This window comes from uncultured Mobiluncus sp. (assembly GCF_947254095.1).
Classification (GTDB): domain Bacteria; phylum Actinomycetota; class Actinomycetes; order Actinomycetales; family Actinomycetaceae; genus Mobiluncus.
Genome location: NZ_CAMYBV010000047.1, coordinates 1 through 3753, shown reverse-complemented (window position 1 = coordinate 3753; position 3753 = coordinate 1). Strand labels below are relative to the sequence as shown.

The 3753-nt window shown below is 61.7% G+C and carries 3 protein-coding genes and 1 pseudogene; 2 read left to right on the top strand and 2 right to left on the bottom strand.

The window, feature by feature from the left end; translation table 11 throughout:
* Together Q0X47_RS08480 and Q0X47_RS08475 are read right to left on the bottom strand one after the other, a co-directional pair.
* A partial coding sequence (locus Q0X47_RS08480) for a hypothetical protein (RefSeq protein WP_297725017.1) occupies window positions 1–253 on the bottom strand: 253 nt, incomplete at its 3' end.
* Window positions 254–557: 304 nt separating this feature from the next.
* On the bottom strand, window positions 558–1703 hold the full coding sequence (locus tag Q0X47_RS08475; RefSeq protein WP_297725014.1) for a site-specific integrase: 1146 nt from the start codon (window positions 1701–1703) through the stop codon (window positions 558–560).
* Window positions 1704–1788: 85 nt separating this feature from the next.
* On the opposite strand from Q0X47_RS08475, the gene mnmA reads away from it, so the two are divergent.
* Window positions 1789–3012, top strand: a complete 1224-nt coding sequence (gene mnmA, locus Q0X47_RS08470; RefSeq protein ID WP_297725019.1) for a tRNA 2-thiouridine(34) synthase MnmA — start codon at window positions 1789–1791, stop codon at window positions 3010–3012.
* A gap of 150 nt (window positions 3013–3162) precedes the next feature.
* Window positions 3163–3753, top strand: a pseudogene (locus Q0X47_RS08465) (glycogen debranching enzyme); the annotation flags it as partial.

Sequence of the window (3753 nt, the reverse complement as noted above, 5' to 3'; positions counted from 1 at the left end):
CCGCCGCCACCATCACGATGCTGACCACGATGGAGGGATAGTCCCGGTGCGCCGTGAGAGCAATGACTATCAGCGTCGCCGCCGCCACTACCGTGAATCCCAGCACGACCCGTGCCAGGAAAACGACACGGTTGTATTCTTCACGGCTGGTAGAGGGCCGTCCCGGCAGGCTATCCGCGCCATGCTCGGGACACTCTCCGGTCACCGGCTGATCATCAGGCAGCCCGCTGGCGCCCGCCAAAGGTTCGTTCATGACTTCAGCCTATCAAAGCCAGCGTAGGTAAACGGGACGAAAACCCGTCCCCCTGCGCACAGTTTCCACAAGTTATCCACAGGTGTTGGGGACAGTTTTGCAGAGTTTACTGGGGAAATCGCGAATCGGTGTATTAACAAAGCCTTCGCTGTCGTCAGGGCTATGAACTGGGTCTTTGCAACAATTCGCCTGAAATTACGCCATTTTTTCACCCCTTTATTAACCTGGAGTTTACCTGCACTTTTTCGCCGGAAACTCCTTCATCCACATTTTTTCCACAGGCCATGTGTATAACTCGTTCACACTAGGCGGCAGCCCGGCGCAGAGTCGTTTGCCGCATCCGGCTCAACGCCCCGGCGACATCGCCCAAGTCCGGTTCAAATAAGTCCGCATAGACATCGAGGGTCAGCGAAGCCGAGGAATGCCCCAACATGCGCTGCACCGCTTTCACGTTAGCTCCCGCCGACACGGCCAAAGTGGCGGCGGTGTGGCGCAGGTCGTGTATGTGCAGTCCGGCCTGTCCGACCGCGAGAGCCGCCATGTCGAAGTGTAAGCGCAGGTTGGAGGCCCGCAGCGGGGTGCCATGTTTCGTAGCGAACAGGAAATCCTCGCCTCCGCACGCCGCCCGGATCAATACCCGCAAGTCGCGGCGCAAGAAATCCGGTATCGGCACGACCCGGGTACGCCCGTTCTTGGGAGTACCGAATACTTGCCGCCCCGACACCTCCGACACCGCCCGTTCAATCCGAATCACGCGGCGTTCCAAGTCTACCGCGGCGGGGGTCAACGCCAGGGCTTCCCCGATACGTAAACCGGTGTACCCCAGCAAACGCACCAAAATTTCCAGTTGGTTGCCACCCGGCGTAGGGGTTTGCCCACCGCGTGCCCGAGCCAGCGAGGCCAACCCCGTGTCTATCGCCCCCGCCCGGGACTTGCGCCGAGTCAGGTACCCGCCACGACCCTTCTTGCGCAAAAACACCACATTCTGCCCCAAACCGCCGGGCAAAATAACCCCCGAGGGTTCGCGGGTCAACCGCCACCACCCAATTTCCAGCGCCAGGGATTCTAGCTGCAGCACGGTCAAGTAACGGTGGCGTCCAGTGCGGCACACGGTCGGCAGCGGCACCCCGGCCGCCACGTTGCTCTCGATGGCCCCCAACCGGTTGGCCAAGGCCAGCACCTGCCCCACAATTTGATAGGCCTGGCGCACCCCGGTAGGGCTGACGCCCTGTTGAGCGAGCTTCGCGACCCAGGAGACGACCTGCAGGTAGCTGACCTGGTTCGGAGCCTGTTCCCCGAATTCCAGGTTGACCGTGTTTAACATCGAACGATAACTTGCCCGGGTGGTCGGCTTGAGGTCGACCCGGCTTTCCAGCCAAATCCGGCCGAAATCGGCGAAAGTGCGCGGTTCGAAGTCAGCGCGGGGGTCGGTGGTTGTCAGTTCTTCCATTGTTTTCCCTTTCAAGTAGGCAAATTCCCGAGGTCTCGGGGCTGGCGGGAGCCAGCACAATGGGAAACGGTAGAATGTGAGGTCACTGAGGAGGAAAAACTTGGCGAAAATTTTAATGGGATTATCCGGCGGGGTGGATTCCGCCGTGGCGACCGCACGCTTGCAAGCGGCCGGTCACGAAGTTTCGGGCTTCTTTATGCAGTTGGAGTCCCCCTCCCGCCCGTGGTCGCGTCCTGTCGCTTCTGCCGAGCCGGTCGATGCCCTGGCTGATGCGCGCCGGGTCGCAGATTTCCTGGGGGTCGAGTTGCAGGTGTGGGACTTGGCCGAGCGGTTCAACCGGGTCGTGATGGATTCGTTTGTGCAGGCTTACCGCGAGGGGCTGACCCCGAATCCGTGCGTGCATTGCAACCGTTTCATCAAGTTCGGTTACGTCATCGAACGCGCTCTGCGAGAGGGATTCGATTACGTCGCGACCGGCCACTACGCCCGACTGTGGCGTCCCGGCCAGGCAGGGTTGATTCCGGCGGGAGTTCCCCAGACCGGTGCGGACGGCGTGTTCCCGGACTTTGCCCTGCTGCGCGGGTCGGCGATGGGCAAGGACCAAAGTTACGTTTTGGCGGGGGCGCGAGCCGCGGCGCTGGCACGAGCTGTGTTCCCGCTGGGGGACGTCACGGACAAGGCCGCCACCCGCGCTGAGGCTCAGGCGCTGGGGATTCCGGTGGCGGGCAAGCGGGATTCTTTCGACATCTGTTTTATCCCCGACGGGGACACACGAGGATTTTTGCACGGCTGTATCGGGGTGGCGCCGGGTCCGATTGTGGACGAGGACGGAGCGGTGGTGGGCTCGCATGACGGCGCGTTCCAATACACGGTCGGACAGCGCCGCGGTCTGCATATTCCTCGACCTCACGCAGACGGTGCTCCTCGTTATGTGGCGGGTACAAATCCGGAAACAAACACGGTGTTCGTAGCTCCCCGCCAGGCGCTCACGGTCACGGAAATTCACGCCGGCCCGGCGGTGAACTGGCTGGTGGACCCCACCAAGCTGGGGCTCAGCGCAACTGGTGAGGGCGAGTTGGACCCGGTCGGGTTGACTATCCAGTTCCGCGCCCACGGCAAACCCGTTACCCCGCGGTCCGTGTGCCTGAAAACCGGAGACGGCGGGACCGAACTGCGGGTAGAGCTGCGGCCAGACGATGAGGTCACCGGGGTGGCGCCGGGCCAATCCCTGGTGCTCTACCAGGACAGTCCCCCGGGGGACCGCGTCATCGCCCAAGCGACCATCACCGCCGCCGCACCGCCCTTGTGACCCCAAAAATTATTTACGAAAAACGCCAGTGATTGAAATCGGGCGAACGCGGAGACCTGGGGACCGAAAAAAGCCGGATTTACCCGCCACAAGTTAGGCAAAGCTCACGAAGTCCGGCACGCAGAACGTTTTCCCGGTAATGTCGAGTCTATGACTGTCGAGAAGAAGGGGATGACACCGGCTTTTGCTCCCACTGACGTGGTCGCGGAGGAACCAAAACTCGACCCGCACCACTTGGGACCCACGATTACCCAATCCGGGGTCGCCTTTTCCGTCTATTCTCACCAAGCCACGGCGGTAGAGGTGTGCCTGTTCGACTCCCCGGACGAGAACGGGCACTACCAGTCCGAACGCCGGATTCGGCTGCACGGTCCGTTCCGCGGGATTTGGCACGGCAACATTCGCGGCGTACGCCCCGGCCAAGTATACGGTTATCGGGCTTACGGGCCGTGGGACCCTGACGCGGGGGTGTTCTTTAACCCGCAAAAGGTCCTGCTCGACCCCTATGCGAAAGCGATTACGCAGCCCCCCGTCCTCAGCCCGCAGCTTTACGCCCATCAGGTCGATGCCGAGCTGAAGCCCGTGACTCGCGAACTCACTATGGATCCGTTGGATTCCGCGGACTACAACGCACTGTCGGTCGTGGTGAACACGCATTCTTTCCCGGTTGCGGATCGGCCACGCACGTCTTGGCCTGTCTCTTATACACATCTCCGAGCCCACGAGACATCTCAGGATCTC

What these genes read in the sequence shown, in the direction of transcription:
- Q0X47_RS08475 (WP_297725014.1), bottom strand. Translation starts at nt 1,703, where the DNA reads ATGGAAGAACTGACAACCACCGACCCCCGCGCTGACTTCGAACCGCGC.